The organism is Pseudomonas sp. 31-12 (assembly GCF_003151075.1).
In the GTDB taxonomy this organism is placed as follows: Bacteria; Pseudomonadota; Gammaproteobacteria; order Pseudomonadales; family Pseudomonadaceae; genus Aquipseudomonas.
In genome coordinates this window covers 1,167,872-1,191,705 of record NZ_CP029482.1, presented here as the reverse complement: position 1 = coordinate 1,191,705, position 23,834 = coordinate 1,167,872, and the positions used below count along the sequence as shown (strand labels likewise).

Below are 23,834 nucleotides of genomic sequence, written 5' to 3'. Positions count from 1 at the left end.
TGTTTATTCATACGGCAGACCGGCCTGGATGCAGACTGACAGAAGATAAACGCCAACAGGCGGCACTGCAAAGGGCCGCCTGCGCGCTCAACAGCATAGATGCATCGGGCGAGATCACTCGCTCGACAGCAGGTCCATGGTGTGTTTATCCATCATTTCCAGTGCACGGCCACCGCCGCGAGCAACGCAGGTCAGCGGGTCTTCGGCAACGATCACCGGCAGACCTGTTTCCTGGGCCAGCAACTTGTCGAGGTCACGCAACAGCGCGCCACCACCGGTCAGCACCAGGCCACGCTCGGCGATATCGGAAGCCAGTTCCGGAGGCGATTGCTCCAGCGCACTTTTCACAGCCTGAACGATGGTGGCCAGGGACTCTTGCAGAGCTTCCAGCACTTCATTGGAATTCAGGGTGAAGGCACGTGGAACGCCTTCGGCCAGGTTACGGCCACGAACGTCGACTTCACGCACTTCGCCGCCCGGGTAGGCCGTACCGATTTCCTGCTTGATGCGCTCGGCGGTGGATTCGCCAATCAGGCTGCCGTAGTTGCGACGCACGTAGGTGATGATCGCTTCGTCGAAGCGGTCGCCGCCAACCCGTACGGATTCGGCGTAAACCACACCATTGAGGGAGATCAGGGCGATTTCAGTGGTACCGCCACCGATATCGACGACCATCGAACCGCGTGCTTCTTCAACCGGCAGGCCGGCACCGATCGCAGCAGCCATTGGCTCTTCGATCAGGAACACTTCGCGAGCACCGGCACCCAGGGCCGACTCACGGATGGCGCGACGCTCAACCTGGGTGGATTTGCACGGAACGCAGATCAGCACACGAGGGCTTGGCTGCAGGAAGCTGTTTTCGTGAACCTTGTTGATAAAGTATTGCAGCATCTTTTCGCAGACGCTGAAGTCGGCGATTACGCCATCCTTCATCGGACGAATGGCAGCAATGTTGCCCGGCGTACGGCCGAGCATGCGCTTCGCCTCGGTGCCGACAGCAACGACACTTTTCTGGTTACCGTGTGTCCGAATAGCCACAACCGATGGCTCATTCAGGACGATACCGCGCTCGCGCACGTAAATAAGGGTGTTGGCAGTGCCCAGGTCAATGGAAAGATCGCTGGAAAACATGCCACGCAGTTTCTTGAACATGGGAAAGGGACCCTAGGCAACGCGTGGGTAAAAAAGTGCGGCAAACTCTAACAACGACAGGGATTTTGGGCAAGGCGCCAATATGTTAAATTGGCCGCTTTTCTGTGCACCAACCCCCACAATCGCGGCCTTATGACCGTAGAAATGCGGTAGTGTTCCGACAATCTAACACACGGACGCCGTCCGTTCTGTTTTCCACTGGAGATTCCCATGGCGCTTGAACGCTCCGACGTGGAAAAAATCGCTCATCTGGCCTGCCTTGGCCTCAATGATGCCGATCTTCCACACATTACTTCAGCCCTGAACAGCATTCTCGGGCTGGTCGACGAAATGCAGGCGGTCAATACCGACGGTATCGAGCCGCTCGCCCACCCACTGGAAGCCAGCCAGCGCCTGCGTGCAGACGTCGTGACCGAGACCAATCATCGCGAGGCCTACCAGTCCATCGCACCAGCGGTCGAAAACGGCCTGTACCTGGTTCCGAAAGTCATCGACTAAAGGGAAAGAGCCTGCAATGCATCAATTGACTCTGGCCGAGATCGCCCGCGGACTCGCCGATAAAAAGTTTTCTTCCGAAGAGCTGACCAAAACCCTGCTGGCGCGTATCGCCCAGCTCGATCCTCAGCTCAACAGCTTCATCAGCCTCACCGAAGACCTGGCGCTCCAGCAGGCGAAAGCCGCCGACGCACGCCGGGCCAATGGTGAGAGCGGCGCCCTGCTCGGCGCGCCGATCGCCCACAAAGACCTGTTCTGCACCCAAGGCATCCGCACCAGCTGCGGTTCGAAGATGCTCGACAACTTTAAAGCACCGTACGACGCCACCGTGGTCGCCAAGCTGGCCGCTGCCGGCGCCGTGACCCTGGGCAAAACCAACATGGACGAGTTCGCCATGGGTTCGGCCAACGAGTCGAGCTACTACGGCCCGGTGAAAAACCCGTGGAACCTGGAACACGTTCCGGGTGGTTCGTCCGGCGGTTCGGCCGCAGCCGTTGCCGCTCGTCTGTTGCCAGCGGCCACCGGCACCGACACCGGCGGCTCGATCCGTCAGCCCGCTGCACTGACCAACCTCACCGGCCTGAAACCGACGTACGGTCGTGTTTCGCGCTGGGGCATGATCGCCTACGCGTCCAGCCTCGATCAGGGCGGCCCTCTGGCCCGCACTGCCGAAGACTGCGCAATCCTGCTGCAAGGCATGGCCGGTTTCGACCCGCAAGACTCCACCAGCATCGACGAGCCAGTGCCTGATTACAGCGCCAGCCTCAACGGTTCGCTGCAAGGCCTGCGCATCGGCGTGCCAAAGGAATATTTCAGCGCCGGTCTCGACCCGCGCATCGCCGAGCTGATCCACGACAGCGTCAAGGAGCTGGAAAAACTCGGCGCCGTGATCAAGGAAATCAGCCTGCCAAACATGCAGCACGCGATCCCGGCGTACTACGTGATCGCCCCGGCAGAAGCCTCTTCCAACCTGTCGCGTTTCGACGGCGTGCGTTTCGGCCACCGCTGCGAAGACCCGAAAAACCTGGAAGACCTGTACAAGCGTTCCCGCGGCGAAGGTTTCGGCCCGGAAGTGCAACGCCGGATCATGGTCGGCGCCTATGCGCTGTCGGCCGGTTACTACGACGCCTATTACCTGAAGGCGCAGAAGATCCGTCGCTTGATCAAGAACGACTTCATGGCAGCTTTTAATGAAGTCGACATCATCCTCGGCCCAACCACGCCGAACCCGGCCTGGAAACTCGGCGCCAAGAACAGCGACCCGGTCGCTGCGTACCTGGAAGACGTCTACACCATCACCGCCAACCTCGCGGGCTTGCCGGGCTTGTCCATGCCCGCCGGTTTTGTCGATGGCCTGCCGGTCGGCGTGCAACTGCTCGCCCCGTATTTCCAGGAAGGTCGCCTGTTGAACGTTGCCCATCAGTATCAGCTGAACACTGACTGGCACACCCGCACCCCAACCGGCTTCTGAGGAGAAACACATGCAATGGGAAGTCGTGATCGGGCTGGAGATTCATACCCAGCTCACCACCCGGTCGAAAATCTTTTCCGGTAGTTCCACCACTTTCGGTTCCGAGCCGAACACCCAGGCCAGCCTGGTTGACCTCGGCATGCCCGGCGTACTGCCGGTGCTGAACCAGGAAGCGGTGCGCATGGCGGTGATGTTCGGCCTGGCCATCGATGCCGAAATCGGCCAGCACAACGTGTTCGCCCGTAAAAACTATTTCTACCCGGACCTGCCGAAGGGCTACCAGATCAGCCAGATGGAATTGCCGATCGTCGGCAAGGGCCACCTGGACATCGCCATGGAAGACGGCACGATCAAACGTGTCGGCGTCACCCGTGCGCACCTGGAAGAAGACGCCGGCAAAAGCCTGCACGAAGAGTTCAACGGTGCCACCGGCATCGACTTAAACCGTGCCGGCACGCCGCTGCTGGAAATCGTTTCCGAGCCGGACATGCGCAGCGCCAAGGAAGCCGTGGCCTACGTCAAGACCATCCACGCGCTGGTGCGTTACCTGGGCATCTGCGACGGCAACATGGCCGAAGGTTCGCTGCGTTGCGACTGCAACGTGTCGATCCGCCCGAAAGGCCAGGTTGAGTTCGGTACGCGCTGCGAGATCAAGAACGTCAACTCGTTCCGCTTCATCGAGAAGGCGATCAACAGCGAAGTGCGTCGTCAGATCGAGCTGATCGAAGACGGCGGCAAAGTGATCCAGCAGACTCGCCTGTACGATCCGAACAAGGACGAAACCCGTCCGATGCGCAGCAAAGAGGAAGCCAACGACTACCGTTACTTCCCTGATCCGGACCTGCTGCCGGTGGTCATCGAGAACTCGTTCCTGGACGAGGTGCGCGCCACGCTGCCGGAATTGCCACCGCAGAAACGCGAGCGTTTCCAGGAACAATTCGGCCTGTCGGTGTATGACGCCAGCGTCCTGGCCACCAGCCGCGAGCAAGCCGATTACTTCGAAAAAGTCGTAAGCATCAGCGGTGACGCGAAGCTGGCGGCCAACTGGGTGATGGTGGAACTGGGCAGCCTGCTGAACAAGCAAGGCGTGGAAATCGACCAGTCGCCGGTCTCGGCCGAGCAACTGGGCGGCATGCTGCTGCGCATCAAGGACAACACCATCTCCGGCAAAATTGCCAAGGTGGTGTTTGAAGCGATGGCCAACGGCGAAGGCAGCGCGGACGAGATCATCGACAAGCGCGGCCTCAAGCAAGTGACCGACAGCGGCGCGATCTCGGCGGTGCTGGACGAAATGCTCGCGGCCAATGCCGAGCAGGTCGAGCAATACCGCGCGGCAGACGAAGCCAAACGCGGCAAGATGTTCGGCTTCTTCGTCGGCCAGGCCATGAAAGCCTCCAAAGGCAAGGCCAACCCGCAACAGGTCAACGAACTGCTGAAAAGCAAGCTCGAAGGCTGACCGGAATGGAGCCAGCTCTGACTACTGGCTCAATTCCCTGTGGGAGCGAGCTTGCTCGCGATAGCGGTCCGGCACTCAATACAAAGTTGACTGTCAGAATGCATTCGCGAGCAAGCCCGCTCCCACTTTTGTTTTTGGAAGCTTTCAAATGAAGCGTCTACTTGGCGCCTGCGCCCTGCTCTCTCTGCTGGCCGGTTGCGCCAGCAACGACATCGTCGATCCACATGGCTACGACAAGACCGGCGTAGCTTCGTATTACGGCGCCAAACACCAAGGTAAACGCACCGCCAGTGGCGAACGTTTCAACAAGAACTCCCTGACCGCCGCCCATCGCCAGTTGCCGTTCGGCACGCGGGTGAAGGTCACCAATCTGAATAACGACAAGTCCTGCGTGGTGCGTATCAACGACCGCGGGCCGCATACCCGTGGGCGCCTGATTGATCTTTCCCACGAGGCCGCCGAACAACTGGGTATGCTCCGTAGCGGCACCGCACGTGTTCGCGTGCAAGCCCTCGACGATTAACAGACGGAGCCCCGACCATTTTCGGACTTGCCGATTTACCCCTGATCAGCGTGATTGAATTGCTCGGTGGCCTGCTGTTGCTGATCGCTGGCGCCGAGCTGATGGTGCGCGGCGCCGTCCGGCTTGCCGCGCGCTTGCAGGTGCGCCCGCTGATCATCGGCCTGACCATCGTCGCCCTGGGCAGCAGCGCGCCGCAAATGGCGGTGAGCCTGCAAGCCACCCTGGCGCAAAACGTCGACATCGCCGTCGGCAGCGTGATCGGCAGCAGCATCTTCAACATCCTCGTCACCCTCGGGCTGTCGGCGCTGATCATTCCGCTGCGGGTGTCGCGGCAACTGGTGCGCCTGGATATTCCGCTGATGATCGGCGCCAGCCTGCTGGTGTTTTTACTGGCGTGGAATGAAGAGCTGAACCGCGTGGACGGCATGATTCTGCTGGCCGCCCTGGCGCTGTATCTGGGCTTGCTGCTGCGTCAGTCGCGACACTCGGCCCGTCCGCACTCCCATGACGGAACACCTCGGGCATCGTGGTTCAGCAGCGTGCTGATGATCGTCGCCGGACTGGCGATGCTGGTCTACGCCGGCCACTTGTTGCTGGGCGCCGCCGTGGCAGTCGCGACCGATCTGGGGCTGTCGGAGCGGGTCATCGGCCTGACCATCGTCGCCATCAGCACGTCCCTGCCGGAACTGGCTACCTCATTGATCGCTGCGCTGCGCGGTCAACGGGACATTGCCGTGGGCAACGTGATTGGCAGCAACCTGTTCAACCTCCTGGGCGTGCTCGGCCTGACCGCGCTCGTCGCGCCCTCGCCGCTGTCGGTCTCGCCCAATGCCCTGGATTTCGACTTGCCGGTGATGCTCGGTGTTGCGGTGCTGTGTCTGCCGCTGTTCTACACCGGCTACCGGGTGACCCGCGCCGAAGGTCTGCTGTTTTTGGGTTTGTATCTGGCTTACGGTCTGCACGTGGTGTCGTTTACCACCGGCATGCCACTGGCTGGCAAGCTTGAACACCTGATGCTGTTTTACGTCCTGCCGGCGCTGGTGGCCTATCTGCTGTTCACGTCGCTGCGCGCCTGGCGTCGCCAACACCACAAGAGGGAAATGCCGTGACCGACAATAAGAAACCTGGCGTTGAAGTCCGCCGCCAAGTGATGGGCGATGCGTTCGTCGACCGCGCACTGGGCAATGCCACCGAGTTCACCCAGCCGCTGCAGGATTTCGTCAATGAACACGCGTGGGGCAGCGTGTGGAATCGCGAGGGTCTGCCGCTGAAGACCCGCAGCCTGATCACCCTCGCCGCGCTGACGGCGTTGAAGTGCCCGCAGGAATTGAAAGGTCACGTGCGCGGGGCGCTGAACAACGGCTGCACGGTGGAAGAGATTCGTGAGGCGCTGCTGCATTGCGCGGTGTATGCCGGTGTGCCGGCAGCGATCGATGCGTTTCGCGCGGCGCAGGAAGTGATCGATACCTATCAGAAGCCGGAGTAGGTCGCCGGTATTTGTGGTGATTGTTCTGCCGTCATCGCGGGCAAGCCCGCTCCCACAGTGATCTTCTGTGCGGCACAAATTGAGCTAACACCGAAGACCCTGTGGGAGCGGGCTTGCCCGCGATGAGGCCCTGAATAACACCACAAAGCCCGAAATCAGATCCACCCACCCCACTGCAACAAAAAGATCCCGATGTTGGTGGTCACCGCCGCCATCAACGTGGTGATGACGATGATCGCCGCCGCCAGTTCGTGATTGCCATCGGCCTGACGGGCCATGACAAAACTGGCCGCTGCGGTGGGGCTGCCGAAGTACAGAAACAGAATCCCCAACTCCGCGCCACGAAAACCCCAAAGCCACGCTCCCAGCGTCGCTAGCACCGGCAAGCCAATCATCTTCACCAGGCTTGAGCTGAGCGCCATGTTGCCGCTTTTGCGCAATGCCGCCAGCGACAGCGTGCCGCCGATGCAGATCAGTGCCAACGGCAGAGTGGTTTGCGCCAGGTATTGGCCGGAGGTTTCCAGCCAGCCCGGTAAGCCAATCTGGAAGTAAGCAAACGGTGCCGCAGCAAACACACTCATGATCAGCGGGTTGACCATCACGCTTTTGCAGATGCTCCACGGATCGGATTTGATCACCGGGCTGTATACCGCCAGCACGATGGTCGAGAGCGTGTTGTAAAACAGGATCACCAGCGCCGCGAGAATCGCCCCGAGGGAAATCCCGTAATCGCCGTACATGCTCGCCGCCAACGCAAGGCCGATGACACCGTTGTTGCCGCGAAACGCGCCCTGGGTATAAATCCCCCGGTCTTCCCGCGGGCACTTCAAGATCGCCCAGCCCCAGGCGATGGCGAAAGACGCCAGGGTGGCGAGCGAGAAGTAGATCAGCAGCGCCGGTTGCAGCGCGGCGTGCAAGTCGGCATGCAGGATGCCCAGGAACAGCAACGCCGGCATGGTGACGTTGAACACCAGGGCCGACGCGGTATGAATGAAGTTGTCGTTGATCCAGCCGATGCGCTTGAGCACCACCCCCAGAAACAGCATGGCAAACACCGGCGCGGTGATGTTCAGGGTTTCGAGGAAGATAGCCAGCATGCCGGGGGGAACCTTGGGTGAGCGTCGTTAGGGGGCTAATGATAAGCCACTTTCACCCGGATCGTTCCCACGCTCCGCGTGGGAATGCAGCCCGGGACGCTCCGCGTCCCAAAAGCGTGACGCGGAGCGTCACAAGAGGCATTCCCACGCGGAGCGTGGGAACGATCATTACGTGATCGGCGCCGGGTTGAACAGGGTGATGTCGTTATGCAGCTTGTGCTGCTCGGCCCACGTCTGCTTCTTGCCGCTCGCCACGTCCAGGTAGTAGTGGAACAACTCCCACCCAAGGTCTTCAATCGAAGCGCGCCCGGTGGCAATGCGCCCAGCATCGATGTCGATCAGGTCCGGCCAGCGCTGCGCCAGTTCGGTCCGGGTCGACACCTTCACCACGGGCGCCATCGCCAAACCATATGGCGTACCACGCCCGGTGGTGAACACGTGCAGGTTCATTCCCGCAGCCAGTTGCAACGTCCCGCAGACAAAATCACTGGCCGGGGTCGCGCAGAAAATCAGCCCTTTGCGCTTGAACCGCTCACCAGGGCCAAGCACCCCGTTGATCGCGCTGCTGCCGGATTTGACGATTGAGCCCAACGACTTCTCGACAATGTTCGACAACCCGCCCTTCTTGTTACCCGGCGTAGTGTTGGCGCTGCGATCCGCTTCACCCTTGGCCAGGTAGCGGTCGTACCAGTCCATTTCCCGCACCAGTTCCTGAGCAACTTCCTCAGTCTCCGCGCGGGAAGTCAGCAGATAAATCGCATCACGCACTTCGGTGACTTCGGAAAACATCACCGTCGCGCCAGCCCGCAGCAACAGATCCGAAGCGTAGCCCAGCGCCGGGTTGGCAGTGATGCCGGAAAACGCATCGCTGCCGCCGCACTGCATGCCCAGAATCAGCTCGGACGCCGGCACGGTTTCCCGGCGACGCTGGTCGAGCTTCTTCAAACGGGTCTCGGCCAGCGCCATGATCTGCTCGATCATCTCGGTGAAACCGTGACTGGAATCCTGCAAGCGGTACAGCCACGGATCGCTCAGATCCACCGAGCTGTCGTTCTCGTGCATCACCTGCCCGGCCTGCAATTTCTCGCAGCCCAGGCTGATGACCAAGGCTTCACCTCCCAAGTTCGGGTTGCGCGCCAGGTTGCGCACGGTGCGGATCGGGATGTACGCGTCGGTGGCGGTAATGGCCACGCCGCAGCCGTAGCTATGGGTCAGCGCCACCACGTCATCGACATTCGGATAAAGCGGCAACAACTCGTCCTTGATGCGCTTGACCGCATGGTCCAGCACGCCAGTGACACACTGAACGGTCGTGGTAATCCCCAGAATGTTGCGCGTGCCGACGGTGCCGTCGGCGTTGCGATAACCCTCGAACGTGAAGCCTTCCAGCGGTGCCTGCGCCGCCGGCACTTCGGTGGACAGCGGCAGGCTGTCCAGCGGTGGCGCGGTGGGCATGCGCAGTTGATCTTCCTTGACCCAGCTGCCGCGCGGAATCGGCTGCAACGCGTAGCCGATGGTCTGGCCGTAACGAATCAACTGGCCGCCCTCGGGAATGTCTTCCAGGGTGACTTTATGGCTCTGCGGCACGAAGTCCACCGTCACCAGGCCATCGGGAAACTCGGTGCCGGCCGGTACGCCTTGGTCATTGACCACGATCACCACGTTGTCCCGCTCGTGCAGGCGGATGTAGCGCGGCGAGTCGGAATGTTCAATCAACTGCATGACGCCGCTCCTCAGGAATGCGCTTGAGACAATTTGTTGTTGGTTTCAGGGCCGCTGACTGGCGGCTCTTTAAGTACCACACGCTTGATCGGGCCAACGATCACCAGATAGCTGAACACTGCGACCAGTGCGTTGCAACCGACAAACACCAGCGCCCATTTGAACGAGCCGGTGGAGCTGATGATGTAACCGATGACGATCGGGGTGGTGATCGAAGCGATGTTGCCGAAGGTGTTGAACAAGCCGCCGCTGAGACCGGCGATCTGTTTTGGCGAGGTGTCGGACACCACGGCCCAACCCAGCGCACCCACACCTTTGCCGAAGAATGCCAGGGCCATGAAGCCGACAACCATCCACTCAACATCGACATAGTTGCAGGCCACGATGCTGCTGGAGACCAGCAAGCCAGCAATGATCGGCGCCTTGCGGGCGAAGGTCAGGGAATGCCCTTTGCGCAGCAGGTAATCGGAAATCACCCCGCCGAGCACACCACCGATGAATCCGCAGATCGCCGGCAACGAGGCAATGAAGCCGGCCTTGAGAATGGTCATGCCGCGTTCTTGCACCAGGTACACCGGGAACCAGGTCAGGAAGAAGTAGGTGATGCCGTTGATGCAGTACTGGCCCAGATACACGCCGAGCATCATGCGGTTGGTCAGCAACTGGCGGATGTAGTCCCACTTCGGACCGTCAGCCTTTGTACCTTTGCCTTTGTCCTGGTCCATGTCGACCATGCCGCCGTTGTCGGCGATGTGCTTGAACTCGGCTTCGTTGATCATCGGGTGTTGGCGCGGGCTGTAGATCACCTTCAGCCAGATCCCCGAGAAGATGATGCCGATCACGCCCATGACGATGAACACGTGCTGCCAGCCGAAGCTGTAGACGATCCAGCCCATCAGCGGTGCGAACAACACGGTGGCAAAGTATTGCGCCGAGTTGAAAATTGCAGACGCCGTACCGCGTTCAGCGGTCGGGAACCAGGCCGCGACAATGCGCGCGTTACCGGGGAAGGATGGCGCTTCGGCCAGGCCCACCAGGAAGCGCAGCATGAACAGCGCAACCACCGCCGTGGACATGCCGAACTCGCCGACATAGCCCTGCAGCACGGTGAACAGCGACCAGGTGAAGATGCTCAATGCGTAGATTTTTTTCGAACCGAAACGGTCCAGCAGCCAGCCACCGGGAATTTGCCCGGCCACGTAGGCCCAACCGAATGCAGAGAAGATGTAGCCGAGGGTGACAGCGTCGATACCGAGGTCTTTTTGCAGGCTGGAGCCCGCGATGGCGATAGTGGCCCGGTCGGCGTAGTTGATCGTGGTCACCAGGAAAAGCATGAGCAGAATCAAATAGCGGACGTGAGTCGGCTTGGTCGCTTGCATGTAGATGTACTCCCACTGATTATTTTTATGCGGGTAATAACGGTGTAGTTTTTGTGGGAGCTGGCCTGCCAGCGATGCGGGCACCTCGGTATGTCAGTCACACCAAGGGGATGCCATCGCTGGCAGGCCAGCTCCCACAGGTATTGCGGTGTATCAGGAACCGATGTAGCTGGTCTTCACGACCGTGTAGAACTCTTGCGCGTAGCGACCTTGCTCGCGGGAACCATAGGATGAACCTTTACGCCCACCGAATGGAACGTGGTAATCCACGCCCGCCGTCGGCAGGTTGACCATCACCATCCCGGCCTGGGAGTGGCGCTTGAAGTGGTTGGCGTACTTCAGCGACGTGGTGGCGATGCCCGCCGACAGACCGAATTCGGTGTCGTTGGCCATGGCTAGCGCAGCGTCGTAATCGGCAACGCGAACGATGTTGGCCACCGGACCAAAGATCTCTTCACGGCTGATGCGCATCGCCGCTTCACTGTCGGCAAACAGCGTTGGCGCGAGGTAGTAGCCTTCGGTGTCGCACGTCACCAAACCACCGCCACTGACCAGACGTGCACCTTCGGACTGGCCGATGTCGATGTACTTCAAATCCTGTTCAAGCTGGGCTTGCGAGACGACCGGACCGATGTCGGTGCCGGTTTTCAGCGCGTGGCCGACCTTGATCGACTTCATGCGCTCGGCCATGGCTTCAACGAATTTGTCGTGAATCCCGGCGGTGACGATGAAGCGGCTCGACGCCGTGCAACGCTGGCCGGTGGAGTAGAACGCGCTCTGTACCGACAACTCGACCGCTTGTTTCAGGTCGGCGTCGTCAAGAATGATCTGCGGGTTCTTACCGCCCATTTCCAGCTGAACCTTGGCCTGGCGCGAGACGCAGTTGACCGCGATCTGACGACCGACACCGACCGAACCGGTGAAGCTGATGCCGTCGACTTTCGGACTCTGCACCAACGCATCGCCCACCAAACGACCGCTGCCCATCACCAGGTTGAACACGCCGGCCGGGAAGCCTGCGCGGGAGATGATTTCGGCCAGCGCCCAGGCGCAACCCGGCACCAGATCGGCCGGCTTCAGCACGACGCAGTTGCCATAGGCCAGGGCCGGGGCGATTTTCCACGAAGGGATCGCGATCGGGAAGTTCCACGGCGTGATCAGGCCAACGACGCCCAATGCTTCGCGGGTGACTTCGACGTTCACACCCGGGCGCACCGACGGCAAGTAGTCGCCGGAGAGGCGCAGGCATTCACCGGCGAAGAACTTGAAGATGTTGCCGGCGCGGGTCACTTCGCCGATGGCTTCGGGCAGGGTCTTGCCCTCTTCCCGGGCCAGCAAGTTGCCGAGTTCTTCGCGGCGGGCGAGGATTTCGCTGCCGACTTTATCCAGCGAATCGTGACGAGCCTGAATGCCCGAAGTGGACCAGGCCGGGAACGCGGCGCGCGCGGCGTCGATGGCGGCCTGGACTTGAGCGAGGTCAGCCTTGGCGTAGTCGCCGATGGTATCGGTCAGTTCTGACGGGTTGATGTTGGCGCAGTAATCACTGCCCGCGACCCATTCACCGTTGATGTAGTTATCGAAACGCTTTGTATCTGCCACTGGAAGATCTCCTCACGCAAAAAGCCGCTGATTGCTCAGCGGCCTTGGTTATGTCGGGTGTTACTGCGCACCTTGCTTGTCGATCAGCGCGGCGAGCATCTCGTACTCTTCGCCGGTCAGATCGGTCAGCGGTGCACGCACAGGACCTGCGTCATAGCCGGCAATTTTTGCCCCGGCCTTGACGATGCTTACCGCGTAACCGGCTTTGCGGTTACGGATGTCCAGGTACGGCAGGAAGAAGTCGTCGATGATCTTGCCGACGGTGGCGTGATCTTCGCGGGCAATGGCGTGGTAGAAATCCATCGCGGTTTTCGGGATGAAGTTGAACACCGCCGACGAGTAGACCGGCACGCCCAGCGCCTTATAAGCAGCGGCGTAAACTTCGGCGGTCGGCAAACCACCCAAGTAGCTGAAACGATCACCGAGGCGGCGACGGATCGACACCATCAACTCGATATCGCCCAGGCCATCCTTGTAGCCAATCAGGTTCGGGCAGCGCTCAGCCAGACGTTCCAGCAACGGAGCGGTCAGGCGGCAGACGTTGCGGTTGTAAACCACCACGCCAATTTTCACCGATTTGCACACGGCTTCAACGTGGGCGGCAACGCCGTCCTGGCTGGCTTCGGTCAGGTAGTGCGGCAGCAACAGCAAACCTTTGGCGCCCAGACGCTCGGCTTCCTGTGCGTATTCGATGGCTTGACGGGTCGAACCGCCCACGCCGGCCAGAATCGGCACGCTGGTTTCGCAGGTGTCGACGGCGGTCTTGATGATTTCCGAATATTCGCTGGCCGCCAGAGAGAAGAACTCACCGGTGCCGCCCGCGGCGAACAACGCCGTGGCGCCGTATGGGGCCAACCATTCGAGACGCTTGATGTAACCAGCGCGATGGAAATCGCCCTGGGCATTGAAATCGGTGACCGGGAAAGACAGCAGGCCGGAAGAGAGGATGGACTTCAGTTCTTGTGGATTCATTATTCGAACACCCTGGGTAGCGACGTTTGTGTGAGAAAAGCATTCAGCCTGTGGCCGAGTTGTAGGTCATCGTACAACTTAAATAATAACCGTCAACTGCATTTCATCGCTAGGCCTGGAATTTGTGTCGGAAAGGGATTTTCTTGACGTGGGAAATTTCTCTTCTATGCTCTGAACAACTGTATATACATACAGTTAATTCGGATTCATACCGACGACATATCAAGGAGCCAGAAATGTCAGGTCTACACACTCAACCGCAGGAAAAACCCGAACAGATCATCGCGAATCTGGATGATCTTTTTACCGAAGACGGCATCGCCGTCACCGCCAACAGTTCGCTGATTCTGCAGCTAGGCGAACATAACGACGCACCTAAAACACCTAACACCCCGACCGGCAAAGCCTTGAAAGGCAAGCCTCAGCTGAAGTTCGAGGGCGGCGAACACACTGCCATTGGCGACAGCACCCTGCTGCGTTTCATCAAGGACGCGCCCGCTGTTCCGGCCTCGCAGGTAGAACTGCATTTACCGAATGGATTGGCGCTGACTTACGGTCAGATCGTTGCCCTGGGCGGCGATTTCTATGGCATCCCCGATCAACCGGTCAGCGAAGGCGCCACGCCTGCCGACCGCGTCCAGCGCTTTACCAACGCGTTCAATTCGCTGGCGGTGCTGCCGGCATCCAATGCCGAAGCCAAGCTGATCCTCGGCGTCATGCAGAAGGAAATTGCCGCGGTTAAACAGGCGATCAAGGACGGAAAACAGCCTCATGAGGCGTATGACGCCCTCGGAGATACGTTGTCCGAAGAGTGGAACAGAATCACCGGCGGCGGCAGTTTCGTCTCGGCGCTGTTTCCATTGGGGCGCTATCTGAAACTGGCCGCCAACAATGCCGATCACTTTGCCGAGTGGGCGCTGCTGGCGTACATCGCCGGGCATGCCGCAGCGCTGCAACAAGCAGTGAAGGCTCATGCCAGCGGTGATGAAAAGCAGCTCGAACTGGCCTACGCGATGAATGCGTTTGCCGATCACTACCTGACCGACCTGTTTTCCGCCGGCCATTTGCGCGTGCCACGAAAACAACTCGCGTCTGTGGTGACACCAAGTGATCTGGGCTCGCTGATTACCCGCTTCATGCACGACGAAGACAGCAAGTTCGGCCTCAATGTGCGCAATGGCAATGGCGATCAATGGCGCGCGTATGGCGACAAACGTTACTTCGACGCCATCGACAGCGCCAATCGCGTCCAGGTGAATCAGGCGGTACAAGTGTCGGCGGACGAAGTGTTTGCGGCGTATCTCAGCGGCACCGCCTCGGCGCCCGGCAACTTCGGCGCCTTGCAAAAGACGCCGGATCTGCAAGCCGTGTTGAACCTGGCCAACAGCTTTTCACCGCTGTTCCGGGTTGAAGGCAACAAAGTGCTGCGGCGCAAGGACGTCAACAACCTGAACGACACCGCCACCGTCGATGACTGGTGGGGATGGAGCACTTACCTGCTGCTCAAGGACTACAAACCCACTGGCAACGTAGCCTGATAAGGAGATCAATGATGACGATTAAATTGAAACTGGAATTGGCTTCGGGACAATCGCTGGAGGGGGCGCCGTTGGAGTTGTTGTCTAAAGGTGTGCCGATTGCTCGGGCGATGGTAGATGAGCGTGGGGATGTGACGTTTGATGCCAAGCCCGGGGTGGCTGAATTGGCCGTGCGGGTGGATCGTTCGATTCTGCGCTCTGGCTGATAATTTAGTATTAAAGCTGCCGGCCCAATCGCTAGCAGGCTAGCTCCCACATTTAATCAAGGGTGAACACCCATAGTGGGTTCACTGGAGATCCCCTGTGGGAGCTAGCCTGCTAGCGATGGCTATCTGTCAGTCAACCAATCCCCCAGCCTGGAAACCTACCCCCGCTGCGCCTCAGCCTCTTCATGCGCATGGCGCAGCCGCTCGCGGCTATTGGTCAGATGCAAACGCATCGCCGCCCGCGCGGCATCCGAATCCTGGCGCGCGATCGCGTCGTAAATCTCTTCGTGCTCACGGCTCAGACGACTCATGTAGTGCTGCTGGTCGTCATGGGCCAGGCGTGCGGAGTTCAGCCGTGTGCGCGGAATGATGCTGGTGCCCAGGTGGGTCATGATGTCGGTGAAGTAGCGGTTGCCTGTCGACAGGGCGATTTGCAGGTGAAACTGGAAATCCGACGCTACGGCATCGCTGGCGTGGGCGGCACTTTCATTCAAGGCGTCCAGTGCTGCGCGCATCAAGGCCAGCTGTTCCGGGCTGCGGCGTTGGGCGGCGAGGCCGGCGGATTCCACTTCGAGGCTGATGCGCAATTCCAGAATTGCCAATACATCCCGCAGAGTGACCACGGTCGCCGGGTCGATGCGAAAGCCGCTTGGACTTGGAGTGTCGAGCACGAAGGTGCCGATGCCGTGGCGGGTTTCCACTTGGCCAGCCGCCTGCAAACGGGAAATCGCCTCGCGCACCACGGTGCGGCTGACGCCATGGGCATCCATGATCGCCGACTCGGTGGGCAATTTGTCGCCGCGCTTGAGGTGACCGTCGCGGATCTGCTCGGACAGCACCGTCACCAATTCCTGTGCGAGGCTGCGGCGCTTGCGAGGGAGGCGTGGTGCGTCGATCGGGTTTTCCATGGTGAACGTCTGTCTCGAAAATTGCGGCTGAAACCGCATCATAGCTCAACGCGGTTGTACGATCACCCCGCCCCGGCAGGCGCGACCTGTGGCGAGGGGATTTATCCCCGTTCGGCGGCGCAGCCGTCGCAAAACCTCTGCACTCGATGTACCTGATGTACCGGATGTACCAAGGCTGCTGGCTTGGGATGGCTGCGCCATCCAACGGGGATAAATCCCCTCACCACAGAATCCGCCCCACAGATGGGGCGGAGGTGTTTATGCGATCACGGTCTGGTCCACCAGATGGCCATTTTCAATGCGCACATGCCGTGGGTGGAAACGCTTCAAGCTGCTGCGATGCCCGACGCTGACAATGCTCAGCCCCGGAATCTCATCGATCAACGCCTGATACAGCGACGCTTCATCCTCTTCATCCATCGCCGACGTCGCTTCATCCATGTACAGCCACTGCGGTGCATAAAGCAGCGCGCGGGCGAAAGCCAGCCGTTGCTGTTCACCCGGCGACAGCATGCGCTGCCAGTGATTGGCTTCGTCCAGACGCGCAACAAGGTGCGGCAAGCGGCAGGTCTCCAGCACGTGAACATAACGCTCGTGCGGATAGGTCTCACCGGCCTGTGGATAACTCAAGGCCTCGCGCAACGTGCCAATCGGCAGATACGGTTTCTGCGGCAGGAACAGATAGCGCGCCGTCGGCAGACGAATGCTGCCGTGGCCCGTCGGCCACAGATGCCCCATCGCCCGAAACAACGTGGACTTGCCACTGCCGGAACGGCCGCTGATCATTACGCGCTCGCCCTCCTCCAAGGTCATGTCGGCGTTGGTCAGCAAATGACGACCGTCAGCCAGATCGAGGCCCAGGTTGTGCACCTTCAGTGCCGAGCCCGAATTCTGCACATCGATCGCCGGCGCACGCTCTTCGTTGTCGGTCATGGCTTGGCGGAAACTCAGCAGACGATCACAAGTGGCGCGCCACGACGCGAGGTTCTGGTACGCACTGATAAACCAGCTGAAACTCTCCTGCACATTGCCGAACGCCGAACTGATTTGCATCAGCTCGCCGAGTTCGATCTTGCCGGACAAGTAACGCGGCGAAGCGACGATGAACGGAAAGATAATAGCTGCCTGTTGGTAACCTGCGGTAAAGAACGTCAGACGCTTGGACACCTTCATGATGTCCCAGAAATTGTGCCAGACCATCCCGAAGCGGTTGCTCAAGCGACGGTTTTCATTGGGCTCGCCGTTGTACAGCGCAATGCTCTCGGCATTTTCGCGAATCCGCACCATGGAGAAACGCAGGTCGGCTTCGAAGCGTTGTTGTTTGTTGTTGAGGCCGATCAAGCGGCGACCGATCAAATGCGTCAGCCAGCTGCCGATCACGGCATACACCAGCACACACCAGAACATGTAGCCGGGTATGGTAAAACCAAACACTTCGATACTGCCCGACACGCCCCACAGAATGATCGAGAACGACACCAGGCTAACAATATTGCGAAGCAAACCGATGCCCAATTCCAGGGTATTGGAGGTGAAGTTGTTGAGGTCTTCGGAGATCCGCTGGTCCGGGTTATCGGTATAACCGCCCTGCTCCAGCTGGTAGTAATTCTTGTTGCCGAGCCAGCGGGCGAAATGCTTTTCCGTGAGCCAGGCACGCCAGCGAATGGTCAGCATCTGGGTCAGATAGAGCCGGTACACGGCACCGACAATCGCCACCGCCGCAATCCCGCAGAAATACAGAATCAGCCGCCAGAACGCCGCTTCGTCTTTTTGCTGCAGCGCGTTGTAAAAATCCTTGTACCAGGTGTTGAACCACACCGAGATCCCCACGCTGATCAACGATAACGCAATCACCGCGATCAGCAGCGTCCAGGCCTTGACCTTCTCCTCGCTGCGCCAGTACGGCGTGATCATCGCCCAGACTTTTCGAAAAAACTGCCCGCGCACAGCATCGTTGACCGCGGAATACTCAGCGTTCTGATTCATGGAAAAGGCTCAATAAAGAAAAGAACACACACGAACCGATCATAGATGATCGGTTCGTGTTATCGCGAGGGCTGGCGATAATCGTTCAGCAACCGTTCAGCGGCGCACCGGGCGCTTCTGCAGTTTGCGCTGCAACGTGCGGCGGTGCATGCCCAGGGCGCGAGCAGTGGCGGAGATGTTGCCTTCGTGTTCGGTCAGCACGCGCTGGATGTGTTCCCACTGCAAGCGGTCCACCGACATCGGGTTTTCCGGCACCAGCGTGTCGAGATCGGCATGCTCGGAGAGCAGCGCGGCCAGCACGTCGTCGGCGTCTGCCGGTTTGCACAGGTAGTTGCAGGCGCCACGCTTGATCGCCTCGACGGCGGTGGCGATGCTCGAATAACCGGTGAGGATCACCACGCGCATTTCCGGGTCGAGTTCGAGCAGTTTGGGCAGCAACACCAGGCCCGAGTCGCCGTCCATTTTCAGGTCCAGTGCGGCGTAGTCCGGGATATCAGCCTGAGCGATGACCAGCCCTTCTTCGGCAGAGCCGGCGGTGCTGACGCGAAAACCACGGCGGGCCATGGCGCGGGCCATCACACGGGTAAAGGTTGCATCGTCGTCTACCAGCAGCAAATGCGGCAGTTCTTCGCCTTCAACTTGGATCTCGTCACTCATGTTCGTCTCCTCGGGCGACACGGGGCAGGCGCAGCTCGGTGAGCGTGCCGCCTTCCTCATGACTGTAGAGTTTCACTGAGCCGCCGGCGCGTGTCACGCTGGCCTTGCTCAAAAACAGGCCCAGGCCGAAACCTTTGCCCTTGGTGGTAAAAAACGGTTTGCCGATCTGTTCGGCAATGGCCAGCGGCACACCGGCGCCGTGGTCGCGAATGCTGATGGTCAGGTCTTCGGCATTCCAGTCCAGCGTCACCTGCAACCCTTCGGGACAGGCATCGGCGGCGTTGTTCAGCAAATTCAGCAGCGCCTGCGTCAGATCTGGCGGCGGCGCCATGCGCGGCACGGTGCCCTGGCCCAGGCGCTGGAAGCGGTAACTGGCTTCCGGGCGCATCAAGTGCCAGCGGTTCAATGCTTCGTCTAGCCAGTCGGTGACGTCCTGCATCTCCACTGCCAAACGACGATTGGCCTCAGCGGCGCGTACCAGTTGCTGCAAGGTCTCTTTGCAGAGTTTGACCTGATCCTGCAACACGCTCAAATCGTCCTGCAACAGCGGGTCGGGATGGTCCTGACGCATTTCCTTAAGCAGCACGCTCATGGTCGCCAACGGCGTGCCCAGCTCATGAGCGGCGCCAGCGGCCTGGGTCGCAACGGCCAGCAATTGCTGGTCGCGCAGGCCTTCTTCACGGCGGATGGCGCGCAGCTCTTCCTGACGACGCAACTCTTCGGCCATGCGCGCGGCGAAAAAGGTGATGACGGCGGCGGCGAGGGCAAAACTCAGCCACATGCCGTAGATCTGCAGGTTTTCCCGGGCGATGGGGAAGGTTTCCAGCGGATAGAACTGCGCCAGCAACAACGTATATAGCGCCAGCGCGATCCCGGACAGAATCACCGAATAGCGCCACGGCAACGTCACGGCAGCGATGGTCAGCGGCACCAGGTAATAGGAGACGAAGGGGTTGGTCGAGCCGCCGGAGAAATACAGCAAGGCGCTGTGGATAAATAGATCGCAGGCCAGTTGCAGGGCATATTCCAGCTCGGTCACCGGCCACGAAGTGCGCAGGCGAACAGCGGTGAACGCGCACAACAGCGTCGAGCAGCCGAGGGTCATCGCCAGTTGCACCCACGGCAACGGCAACAAGTCGAACCAGTAGGCCAGGCCTACGGAACCGGCCTGAGCGGCGAGTACCAAGGTGCGGATGAATGTCAGCCGCCAGAGATTCTGGCGAGTGGCGGAAGTGATTTGAACGGGGGCGAGCATGAGCTCTCCTGATGAGCGCTCCAGGCGGATCGCACGGAGTATAACCAAGCACGGGGGCTGACAGGCAAAAGTGCGGCAAACCGCCACATGGCAGGAAAGCTCCCAGTCCCCCTGTGGCGAGGGGATTTATTCCCGTTCGGCTGCGAAGCAGTCGTCAATACGACACACGCGGTATATCTGACGCACCGAGGTGCAGCTTTCGGGGCGGCTTCGCCACCCAACGGGGATAAATCCCCTCACCACTGGATCACCGACATCTGTATAGAAGTTGTAACTGTGCGAACCGGATCATTAAAGCTAGAGTCTGATGGTTTCACGCAGGCTCGGACCTTAACCCCTGCGCACCGTCCAAGGAGTTTTCATGCACAGTTTCCGCCGCAGCGCCGCCCTTCTTGCCTTAAGCGTTGGCACCGTCGCCAGCCTCCCGGCCCTGGCCGCCGACGAGCTTCATTACAACCAGATCGCCCTGCGCGCCGAAGTCAGCCAGGAAGTGGCCCGCGACCTGATGATCGTGACGCTCTACACCGAAGAACAAAACGCCGACCCGGCCAAACTCGCGGCCGACGTCAGCACCACCATGAACACAGCGCTGGCCCAGGCCAAACAGGTCAAGGAAGTCACCCTGCGCCAAGGCAGCCGCAACAGCTACCCGATCTACGACACCAAAGGCCAGAAAATCACCGGCTGGCGTGAACGCGCCGAACTGCGCCTGGAAAGCTCCGACTTCGCCGCGCTGTCGAAGTTGACTGGCGAACTGCTGACCGACCTGAAAATGGGCGGCATGGACTTCGCCATCGCCACACCAACCCGCAAGGCCAGCGAAGACGCACTGCTTAAAGAAGCCGTCACCGCTTTCAAAGCCCGCGCGCAACTGGCGACCGACGCGTTGGGTGGCAAGGGTTACAAAATCGTCAGCCTGAACCTGAACAGCAGCGGTTATCCACAGCCGTACATGCGCGGGCCGATGATGATGAAAGCGGCGGGCATGGACGGCGCGCCAGTGATGCCTGAGGTTGAGGCAGGCACGAGCCAGGTCGGCATGACGGCGGATGGCGCAATTGAAGTGTTGATGCCTTGATTCGATAACCCGGACACAGGAACGGCGATCACTGAAGTGATCGCCGTTTTTTATTGCCTGTCCGAAACCGGGGCCGGAGTGTCTGATGGTTTTGTGGTGATTGATCCGCCGCCATCGCGAGCAGGCTCGCTCCCACATTTGATCTGTGTCGTACACAAAATCCAACTACACACTCAATCTCTGTGGGAGCGAGCCTGCTCGCGAAGAACGATAACGCGGTCTATGCCGGATCGACGTTATCTCACGGTCGATCGCTGAGTTATAGAAAACAACTCTATACGTGCACCAACATCTCTGAAGGAAACAACTTACAGGACTTTAGGAAACTTCCCTCAACAAATTAAATCATGCCGTTCAGGCACTGTAAGATGGGTCTGTTTTTTCCACACGCCATTTCCCGCCCACTTTAACCGAGCTAATATTCAGTTATAAATAGCTCTTGTCGCACACCAACAGCTCAATCGACTCACTATATGCAACTGAATCCCCCCCATCAAAACCGAGCTCATGCCTCACCTAAAAGCACGAGATAACAGCCTTGACAATCGGCCCCACTCGCCAACAATGGAACCTTATGAAAAACATTGTACTGATCGGCGGACATGACGAAACCTTCATGCACTTCGAAGGCTTAGGCTCTAACTTCATCGTACTGCAACTTCCTGAGTCAAAGGGTAAAAATCTCTCAGCACTTACCAACCATATTCATCTCATCAATGATTTCTCCGAAATCACCATCCTCGAAGAAATGGACAAAATACTAAAAACACAACCTATCGATTACATTTTTTCATTCACGGAGGACGGGCTGCTACCCGCCGCACGCGCCAGTCAGCATTACGCCATCCCGGGCATCGATTACGAAACCTGCGAAATATGCATCTGCAAACCTTTGATGCGATCCAGGCTGGAACATACTGAATTCGCCGTTGCCAGCAAGATCTGTAAAACCAAAAGGGACGTCGAAGCGTTTTTCAACTGCTATCCAAATGGAATGGTCTTAAAAGACCCAACGGGCTCCGGTAGCGAAAACGTCTTCATCATCAAAGACTCTGCGTCCCTGCTCGATACGCTGGAGAGACTCAATCATGAAAATTTCGTCATGCTGGCGGAGGAGTTTTTAAACGGACGGGAAGTCAGTGTCGAAACACTGACCATCGACTCACAACACCGAGTCCTTGCCGTCACGAATAAACAACTATACAAAACATCGCTCGCAGAAGAGCAGCACATCATCTCGCCGGACAATCTCGACAGCGACACATTCAGCGAATTGAGTCGTTATTGCGAGCGCCTGCTGACCGCAATCAATCACACACATGGCCCTTGCCATATTGAAGTAACAATAGCGGATGGAAAATTTCACCTGATAGAGGTCAACAACCGCGTCGGTGGCGATTACATCGGCTTGTTGGTTGAGCTCACAACAGGCGTTGATCTTTTTAGAGAAACACTGCGCCTCCATAGTCACGAAGCCGAATCAGACACTACCAACACTCAACTGACACACTACAAGTTTGCTGGCTCTCATCTTTTTTATGAACCACTAAACCCGGACCTGATCAGGGATTACATGCAGGAAGTGGACATCATCAGGCTAGTAATGGGTGAAGCCAATCCCCCGCAGGGAAGACCGCACATCAACGATGACAAAATCGGCCTCGTGGTCATTGCCAGCAATGATCGCAAGAAGTTCTATACCGCCATTGACCATCTGAACAGACTAAGCTCCGAAAGTTAGTTGCCAACAATAGGAATAGACGATATGGAAGTTATCTCTAGAAGTGACATCGCTCCCCTCAACAGCGTGGTGGTGAAAGGCGCCTTACACGACTTGGGTGTTGTAAAAATATTTTCCCAACATCCGGCGCTGGCCCAGTTCATTCCGTCCAAAAGCGAGCTGGCTCTTAGCTGGGTCAGACTCGAAAAGGACCAGGAATTGTCGGTTCACCAACACCCCGAGGCGAGTCTGATCCTGATTTGTGACGGCTCGGGGAAAACCCTTGGCGATACAGAACGAAATATCGAAGCAGGCGATATGGTGCTGGTCCCGCCCCACTCGCAGCATGGTTTCAAAGGCACCAACGATGGGTTCTGGGCACTCTCCATCCAGTTCAACGGTAAGGCCCTGTACGAGGACACCCTTCAACCGAATGTCGTCTTCAAGGCTCAAGAAACAGCCAATGCCAAGCCCGCCGACACGCTGTTAAAAGATAACGAGGGTTATCTGGAGAGCTTCAGGAACAGTCGGCTGCTTTCGCTGATCAATTCGCCGTCGATCGATCAGCCCGAAGTACGCGAAAGGCTTCTCGATTGCCTGCAGACCTGGTCAGACATGTTTCAGAACCTGCTGCATATACGTGTGGCGATGACGCTTGATCCTGCACACAAGAAAATCGCGCTTGAACACCTGGTGGAGGAACTGGGACACAACAACAACCTGCGCAATCAGCGCGATGCCACTCACTCGCCCATAGGGGACGCGGCATTTCTGTCCACCATGGAATGGTTCAGGCATCAAATGCTCTACAAGAACGACATGGTCAAGACATTGCTGATGCACATCGTGCTGGAAGGCAGCGGCGAGATTTTCCATAGCGAGGCGGCCCGTGTGTTTACCAGCATGCCCCACTTTCAAGAGCACGGTGAAGATGACAGCAGCCACGTCAGTATGGGCATAGAACTGCTGAATCAGGCATCCCCCAAGGAAATCGAAGAGTTGCGTGAAACCCTGAGCGAAGGCTGGAACATGATCACTCTGCTTTGCGACCGGTTCGCCGACATCGCCCGCGCTGATCACCCGCATCGTGCAATGGATACAAAACCTCCAACCAAGCCGGCATACAACTGACCT

General features: G+C 58.9%; 21 protein-coding genes. 11 read left to right on the top strand and 10 right to left on the bottom strand.

Translation table 11 applies throughout. The features are described 5' to 3' along the window. Positions 1-114 precede the first annotated feature (114 nt). A complete protein-coding gene (gene mreB, locus DJ564_RS05365; protein ID WP_002555108.1) occupies positions 115-1,152 on the bottom strand; it encodes a rod shape-determining protein MreB in 1,038 nt (345 codons plus the stop codon). 210 nt (positions 1,153-1,362) lie between these two features. Here mreB and gatC point away from each other — a divergent pair, with 210 nt between their 5' ends. From gatC to DJ564_RS05335, 6 genes are all read left to right on the top strand, one after another. Further along, positions 1,363-1,650, top strand: coding sequence for an Asp-tRNA(Asn)/Glu-tRNA(Gln) amidotransferase subunit GatC (gene gatC / locus DJ564_RS05360; protein WP_007901429.1), 288 nt, complete (start codon positions 1,363-1,365; stop codon positions 1,648-1,650). A gap of 16 nt (positions 1,651-1,666) precedes the next feature. Next, on the top strand, positions 1,667-3,118 hold the full coding sequence (gene gatA / locus DJ564_RS05355) for an Asp-tRNA(Asn)/Glu-tRNA(Gln) amidotransferase subunit GatA (protein WP_109627969.1): 1,452 nt from the start codon (positions 1,667-1,669) through the stop codon (positions 3,116-3,118). Positions 3,119-3,128: 10 nt separating this feature from the next. Next, positions 3,129-4,574, top strand: coding sequence for an Asp-tRNA(Asn)/Glu-tRNA(Gln) amidotransferase subunit GatB (gatB, locus tag DJ564_RS05350; protein WP_109627968.1), 1,446 nt, complete (start codon positions 3,129-3,131; stop codon positions 4,572-4,574). Positions 4,575-4,722: 148 nt separating this feature from the next. After that, positions 4,723-5,097 carry a septal ring lytic transglycosylase RlpA family protein gene (locus tag DJ564_RS05345; protein ID WP_109627967.1) on the top strand — a complete coding sequence of 125 codons (375 nt, stop codon included), beginning with the start codon at positions 4,723-4,725 and terminating at the stop codon, positions 5,095-5,097. 50 nt (positions 5,098-5,147) lie between these two features. Further along, a complete protein-coding gene (locus tag DJ564_RS05340) occupies positions 5,148-6,206 on the top strand; it encodes a calcium/sodium antiporter (protein WP_109627966.1) in 1,059 nt (352 codons plus the stop codon). A 41-nt stretch (positions 6,207-6,247) separates the two neighbouring features. After that, on the top strand, positions 6,248-6,583 hold the full coding sequence (locus tag DJ564_RS05335; protein ID WP_371922076.1) for a carboxymuconolactone decarboxylase family protein: 336 nt from the start codon (positions 6,248-6,250) through the stop codon (positions 6,581-6,583). A 155-nt stretch (positions 6,584-6,738) separates the two neighbouring features. Here DJ564_RS05335 and DJ564_RS05330 read toward each other — a convergent pair whose 3' ends face one another. The 5 genes from DJ564_RS05330 to kdgD form a co-directional block, all read right to left on the bottom strand. Then, the gene (locus DJ564_RS05330) at positions 6,739-7,680 is read right to left on the bottom strand and encodes an AEC family transporter (RefSeq protein ID WP_109627964.1); all 942 of its coding nucleotides are present in this window, start codon (positions 7,678-7,680) and stop codon (positions 6,739-6,741) included. Positions 7,681-7,848: 168 nt separating this feature from the next. Next, positions 7,849-9,402 carry a galactarate dehydratase gene (gene garD, locus DJ564_RS05325; RefSeq protein ID WP_109627963.1) on the bottom strand — a complete coding sequence of 518 codons (1,554 nt, stop codon included), beginning with the start codon at positions 9,400-9,402 and terminating at the stop codon, positions 7,849-7,851. A gap of 11 nt (positions 9,403-9,413) precedes the next feature. Further along, complete coding sequence (locus tag DJ564_RS05320) at positions 9,414-10,781, bottom strand: MFS transporter (protein ID WP_109627962.1); 1,368 nt, start codon at positions 10,779-10,781, stop codon at positions 9,414-9,416. A gap of 153 nt (positions 10,782-10,934) precedes the next feature. Next, positions 10,935-12,380 carry an aldehyde dehydrogenase family protein gene (locus tag DJ564_RS05315; RefSeq protein WP_109627961.1) on the bottom strand — a complete coding sequence of 482 codons (1,446 nt, stop codon included), beginning with the start codon at positions 12,378-12,380 and terminating at the stop codon, positions 10,935-10,937. A gap of 60 nt (positions 12,381-12,440) precedes the next feature. Next, positions 12,441-13,352 carry a 5-dehydro-4-deoxyglucarate dehydratase gene (gene kdgD, locus DJ564_RS05310; protein WP_109627960.1) on the bottom strand — a complete coding sequence of 304 codons (912 nt, stop codon included), beginning with the start codon at positions 13,350-13,352 and terminating at the stop codon, positions 12,441-12,443. Between the two features lie 236 nt (positions 13,353-13,588). Between kdgD and DJ564_RS05305 the strand changes: the two genes are divergently transcribed. Both DJ564_RS05305 and DJ564_RS05300 read left to right on the top strand, forming a co-directional pair. Beyond that, positions 13,589-14,890, top strand: coding sequence for a phospholipase (locus DJ564_RS05305; protein WP_109627959.1), 1,302 nt, complete (start codon positions 13,589-13,591; stop codon positions 14,888-14,890). Positions 14,891-14,904: 14 nt separating this feature from the next. After that, positions 14,905-15,096 (top strand): hypothetical protein, encoded by a 192-nt coding sequence (locus DJ564_RS05300; protein WP_109627958.1) that lies wholly within the window; start codon positions 14,905-14,907, stop codon positions 15,094-15,096. Positions 15,097-15,254: 158 nt separating this feature from the next. Here DJ564_RS05300 and DJ564_RS05295 read toward each other — a convergent pair whose 3' ends face one another. From DJ564_RS05295 to DJ564_RS05280, 4 genes are all read right to left on the bottom strand, one after another. Continuing rightward, positions 15,255-16,004 (bottom strand): FadR/GntR family transcriptional regulator, encoded by a 750-nt coding sequence (locus tag DJ564_RS05295; RefSeq protein WP_031318393.1) that lies wholly within the window; start codon positions 16,002-16,004, stop codon positions 15,255-15,257. Between the two features lie 258 nt (positions 16,005-16,262). After that, entirely contained in the window at positions 16,263-17,990 is a 1,728-nt protein-coding gene (locus DJ564_RS05290) for an ABC transporter ATP-binding protein/permease (RefSeq protein ID WP_109627956.1), read from the bottom strand. A 96-nt stretch (positions 17,991-18,086) separates the two neighbouring features. Beyond that, positions 18,087-18,647 carry a response regulator transcription factor gene (locus DJ564_RS05285; RefSeq protein WP_109627955.1) on the bottom strand — a complete coding sequence of 187 codons (561 nt, stop codon included), beginning with the start codon at positions 18,645-18,647 and terminating at the stop codon, positions 18,087-18,089. Next, positions 18,640-19,902, bottom strand: a complete 1,263-nt coding sequence (locus tag DJ564_RS05280) for an ATP-binding protein (protein ID WP_109627954.1) — start codon at positions 19,900-19,902, stop codon at positions 18,640-18,642. The genes DJ564_RS05285 and DJ564_RS05280 overlap by 8 nt, the downstream gene beginning before the upstream one ends. 361 nt (positions 19,903-20,263) lie before the next feature. Here DJ564_RS05280 and DJ564_RS05275 point away from each other — a divergent pair, with 361 nt between their 5' ends. From DJ564_RS05275 to DJ564_RS05265, 3 genes are all read left to right on the top strand, one after another. After that, the gene (locus DJ564_RS05275; RefSeq protein WP_109627953.1) at positions 20,264-20,980 is read left to right on the top strand and encodes an SIMPL domain-containing protein; all 717 of its coding nucleotides are present in this window, start codon (positions 20,264-20,266) and stop codon (positions 20,978-20,980) included. Positions 20,981-21,554: 574 nt separating this feature from the next. Then, on the top strand, positions 21,555-22,721 hold the full coding sequence (locus tag DJ564_RS05270; protein ID WP_109627952.1) for an acetyl-CoA carboxylase biotin carboxylase subunit family protein: 1,167 nt from the start codon (positions 21,555-21,557) through the stop codon (positions 22,719-22,721). Between the two features lie 24 nt (positions 22,722-22,745). Beyond that, positions 22,746-23,831, top strand: coding sequence for a cupin domain-containing protein (locus tag DJ564_RS05265; protein WP_109627951.1), 1,086 nt, complete (start codon positions 22,746-22,748; stop codon positions 23,829-23,831). Positions 23,832-23,834: the final 3 nt, after the last annotated feature.

What these genes read in the sequence shown, in the direction of transcription:
- garD (WP_109627963.1), bottom strand. Translation starts at nt 9,402, where the DNA reads ATGCAGTTGATTGAACATTCCGACTCGCCGCGCTACATCCGCCTGCAC.
- DJ564_RS05290 (WP_109627956.1), bottom strand. Translation starts at nt 17,990, where the DNA reads ATGAATCAGAACGCTGAGTATTCCGCGGTCAACGATGCTGTGCGCGGG.
- gatB (WP_109627968.1), top strand. Translation starts at nt 3,129, where the DNA reads ATGCAATGGGAAGTCGTGATCGGGCTGGAGATTCATACCCAGCTCACC.
- mreB (WP_002555108.1), bottom strand. Translation starts at nt 1,152, where the DNA reads ATGTTCAAGAAACTGCGTGGCATGTTTTCCAGCGATCTTTCCATTGAC.
- DJ564_RS05270 (WP_109627952.1), top strand. Translation starts at nt 21,555, where the DNA reads ATGAAAAACATTGTACTGATCGGCGGACATGACGAAACCTTCATGCAC.
- DJ564_RS05300 (WP_109627958.1), top strand. Translation starts at nt 14,905, where the DNA reads ATGACGATTAAATTGAAACTGGAATTGGCTTCGGGACAATCGCTGGAG.
- DJ564_RS05305 (WP_109627959.1), top strand. Translation starts at nt 13,589, where the DNA reads ATGTCAGGTCTACACACTCAACCGCAGGAAAAACCCGAACAGATCATC.
- gatA (WP_109627969.1), top strand. Translation starts at nt 1,667, where the DNA reads ATGCATCAATTGACTCTGGCCGAGATCGCCCGCGGACTCGCCGATAAA.
- DJ564_RS05335 (WP_371922076.1), top strand. Translation starts at nt 6,248, where the DNA reads ATGGGCGATGCGTTCGTCGACCGCGCACTGGGCAATGCCACCGAGTTC.
- DJ564_RS05275 (WP_109627953.1), top strand. Translation starts at nt 20,264, where the DNA reads ATGCACAGTTTCCGCCGCAGCGCCGCCCTTCTTGCCTTAAGCGTTGGC.
- DJ564_RS05285 (WP_109627955.1), bottom strand. Translation starts at nt 18,647, where the DNA reads ATGAGTGACGAGATCCAAGTTGAAGGCGAAGAACTGCCGCATTTGCTG.
- DJ564_RS05330 (WP_109627964.1), bottom strand. Translation starts at nt 7,680, where the DNA reads ATGCTGGCTATCTTCCTCGAAACCCTGAACATCACCGCGCCGGTGTTT.
- DJ564_RS05320 (WP_109627962.1), bottom strand. Translation starts at nt 10,781, where the DNA reads ATGCAAGCGACCAAGCCGACTCACGTCCGCTATTTGATTCTGCTCATG.
- DJ564_RS05280 (WP_109627954.1), bottom strand. Translation starts at nt 19,902, where the DNA reads ATGCTCGCCCCCGTTCAAATCACTTCCGCCACTCGCCAGAATCTCTGG.
- DJ564_RS05295 (WP_031318393.1), bottom strand. Translation starts at nt 16,004, where the DNA reads ATGGAAAACCCGATCGACGCACCACGCCTCCCTCGCAAGCGCCGCAGC.
- kdgD (WP_109627960.1), bottom strand. Translation starts at nt 13,352, where the DNA reads ATGAATCCACAAGAACTGAAGTCCATCCTCTCTTCCGGCCTGCTGTCT.
- DJ564_RS05265 (WP_109627951.1), top strand. Translation starts at nt 22,746, where the DNA reads ATGGAAGTTATCTCTAGAAGTGACATCGCTCCCCTCAACAGCGTGGTG.
- DJ564_RS05345 (WP_109627967.1), top strand. Translation starts at nt 4,723, where the DNA reads ATGAAGCGTCTACTTGGCGCCTGCGCCCTGCTCTCTCTGCTGGCCGGT.
- gatC (WP_007901429.1), top strand. Translation starts at nt 1,363, where the DNA reads ATGGCGCTTGAACGCTCCGACGTGGAAAAAATCGCTCATCTGGCCTGC.